A 2831-nucleotide genomic window follows, 5' to 3' on the forward strand; every position below is an offset into this window, starting at 1 on the left:
CCACGTCGCGCACGCGGTCGAGCGGCGGCTCGTCCTCCTCGGGGTCGATGAACTGCTCCAGCTCGGCCTGCGTGAACTCGCGGAGGCGGAGCAGCCCGCCGCGCGGCGAGATCTCGTTGCGGTAGGCGGGACCGATCTGGGTGATCCCGAACGGGAGGTTCCCGCGGGCGTACTCCTTCAGCCGCGGGAACTCGACGAAGATGCCCTGCGCGGTCTCCGGGCGGAGGTAGCCGGGCTGGGCGTCGCCGGGACCGATGTCGGTCGCGAACATGAGGTTGAACGCCTCGACCGGCTGGCCGGCGAGCTCGGTGCCGCAGGCGGGACAGGCGATGTCGTTGTCGGCGATCAGCTCGGCGACCTCCTCGCCCGGGAGCGCCTCGGCGTCCTCGATCGCGGTGGCGTCCTCGACGAGGTGGTCGGCGCGGTGGGACTCGCCGCACTCGGGGCACTCGACGAGCATGTCGTCGAACCCCTCCAGGTGGCCGGAGGCCTCGAAGACGGCCTCGGGCATGATCGTGGGCGCCTCGATCTCGCGGTTCCCCTCGCGGATGGTGAACCGGTCGCGCCACGCGTCCTCGACGTTCCGCTTGAGGGCGGCCCCCTGCGGGCCGAAGGTGTAGAAGCCGGCCGTGCCGCCGTAGGCGCCGTTCGACCCGAAGAAGAAGCCGCGGCGCTTCGCGAGCTCGGCGAGCGCGTCCGCGGCCATCTACAGCCCCTCCAGCAGGTCGACGTCGCGGACGATCCCGTCCAGGTCCGTGCCCGAGACGAGCGGGACCTGCTCGATGTCGTTGCTGATGAGCTCCTGTGCGACCTCCTTGGCCGTCCGCGTGGCGTTGACGGTGATGAGGTCCTCGGTCATGAAGTGCCGGACCGCCTCCGCGGGGATCTCCACGTTCCGGGTCGGCAGGTAGCGCGCGCCGGTCGCCTTGATCCCCTCCCAGGACCACTCGGAGTCCTGCTCGGCGATCGAGTCGCCCGTGCTCGCCTCGCCCTCGACGACGCGGGCGACCTCCAGGATGTCGACCTCGGTGAGCATGCCCGCGGTCGCCGCGTCGTCGTCGAGGACGACCGCGTACGGGACGCCGGAGAGCGCGATCTCGCGCTCGGCGACCGGGAGCGGGGTCTCGGCGTGGGTCGCGTTGACCTCGCGGGTCGCGAGCTCGCCCACGGCCGTCTCGCCGTCGACCTCGCCGCGGGCGATCGCTCGGATCACGTCGGTGACGGTGAGGATGCCGACGAGGTCGTCGCCGTCGACCACGGGGAGCCGGCGCGAGCCCTCGGCGACCATCGTCCGGGCGGCGTCGACGATGTCGTCGTCGGCCCCGGCGGTCGGGACCTCGCGCATCAGCAGCGCGAGCTGGTCCTCGTCCGGCTGTTCGATGAGGTCGTCGCGCGTGACGAGCCCGCGGTACACCTCGTCGCCGTCGACGTCTTTCACGACCGGGACCGACGAGAACCCGTGTTCCTGGATGTACTCCAACACGTCGTTCCGGCTGCCGGGAATCTCGACGACGACGAGCTCCGACCGGGGCGTCATGGCGTCTGCGACGTTCATGCCCGTCTTTCAGCGTGGCACCTCTTGTATACTGCGAAGGTGTGCGGAGGCGGGTCACCCGGCGACGCTGGCGGACCGCGGCGTTCGGCGGCGGACGCTCGGGGAGTCGGCCGGCCGCCGGGCGGATGAGAAACCCGACACGTTTCGGCGAATCGTCGCCGGAGCGGCGGTTCAGCGGGAGATGCGTCGGCGACGAGTCACCGGAATCGTCGATCCGACGGTCGGATCCGAACTGGTTCGCAACTCTTATACGTACTGTGAACTATTCACAACCATGTCACGGAGTTCCACTCCTTGGGACGAGCCGGACCCCGACCGCCGCCGGACGGCGCTGCCGACGGACCCGGCGCTCGACGCCGCCGACGCGCCGGACGTGATGGCGTCCATCGACTCCTCGTCGTCGCGATCGGAGCTCGTCATCGCGGACGTCTCGCGGGAGGACGCGTGGGTGTCGGTCGACGAGACCGACGCGACCGTCCTCGAGGAGTGGTGTTGAGCGCGTAGCGGGCGCGACCGCCGCCGCGTTTCGATCGTAAATCCCTTTTTCAGCGGAGCCCGCGAGCCGCCTCCCAGCCGCGGAGCAGCGACCCGATCGTCCGACAGGTCGGCGCCGACGCGCCGTGGCGGTCCGCCCGGTCGACGACCGCGCCGTAGATGGCGTCGACCTCGGTGCGGCGCCCGTTCTCGACGTCCTCGCACATCGAGGACCGGTTGGCGGCGGTGTCGGCGGCGACGCGCTCGACGGCGGCCACCGCCCGCTCGTCGGCCAGATCGACCCCGACCGCGCGAGCGACGCGGGCGGTCTCGCGGGCCGACGAGCGGGCGATCTCGCCGGCGGGCCCGTCGAGCGTCGTCCCGTTCTCGGTCCGCGCGAGCGCCGAGGGGCCGTTGATCCCGGCGTTGACCGCGAGCTTCTCGAAGCGGCGCGCCGGCATGTCGTCGGCGACGACCGCCTCGACACCGGCCGCGTCGAAGGCCGCGCCGACCCGGTCGGCGGCGGGGCTCGCGCCGCCGGAGAGCGGCCCGACGACGACCTCGCCGACGCCGGTACAGGTGACGCGGCCGGGCTCCGCGAACCGGGCCCCGTAGCTCGCGGTGCCGGCGAGGACCGTCGCGTCGAGCGCGGCGACCAGCCGCTCCTCGGTGAGCCCGTTCTGGAGCGAGCAGACCGCGTCGTACTCGCCGGTCGCGAGCGCCAGGGCGGCCGCGTCGGTGTCGTACGCCTTGGTCGTGACGAGTGCGAGGTCGGCGGCGCGGTGTCGCCCGTCGGTGAGCG

At 72.3% G+C, this 2831-nt stretch carries 4 protein-coding genes; 1 reads left to right on the forward strand and 3 read right to left on the reverse strand.

What is annotated here, in order from left to right:
- Both glyS and B9G38_RS15790 read right to left on the reverse strand, forming a co-directional pair.
- A partial coding sequence (gene glyS, locus B9G38_RS15785) for a glycine--tRNA ligase (RefSeq protein WP_086221006.1) occupies positions 1-706 on the reverse strand: 706 nt, incomplete at its 3' end.
- The gene (locus B9G38_RS15790; RefSeq protein WP_086221007.1) at positions 707-1555 is read right to left on the reverse strand and encodes a CBS domain-containing protein; all 849 of its coding nucleotides are present in this window, start codon (positions 1553-1555) and stop codon (positions 707-709) included.
- Positions 1556-1829: 274 nt separating this feature from the next.
- On the opposite strand from B9G38_RS15790, the gene B9G38_RS15795 reads away from it, so the two are divergent.
- Positions 1830-2051: a hypothetical protein gene (locus B9G38_RS15795; RefSeq protein WP_086221008.1), complete on the forward strand. Its 222-nt coding sequence runs from the start codon at positions 1830-1832 to the stop codon at positions 2049-2051.
- 49 nt (positions 2052-2100) lie between these two features.
- Here the strand turns inward: B9G38_RS15795 and B9G38_RS15800 are convergent.
- The coding region (locus tag B9G38_RS15800; protein WP_086221009.1) for a ketopantoate reductase family protein at positions 2101-2831 on the reverse strand (731 nt) is incomplete at its 5' end.

The sequence above is a fragment of the Halorubrum sp. SD612 genome, assembly GCF_002135005.1.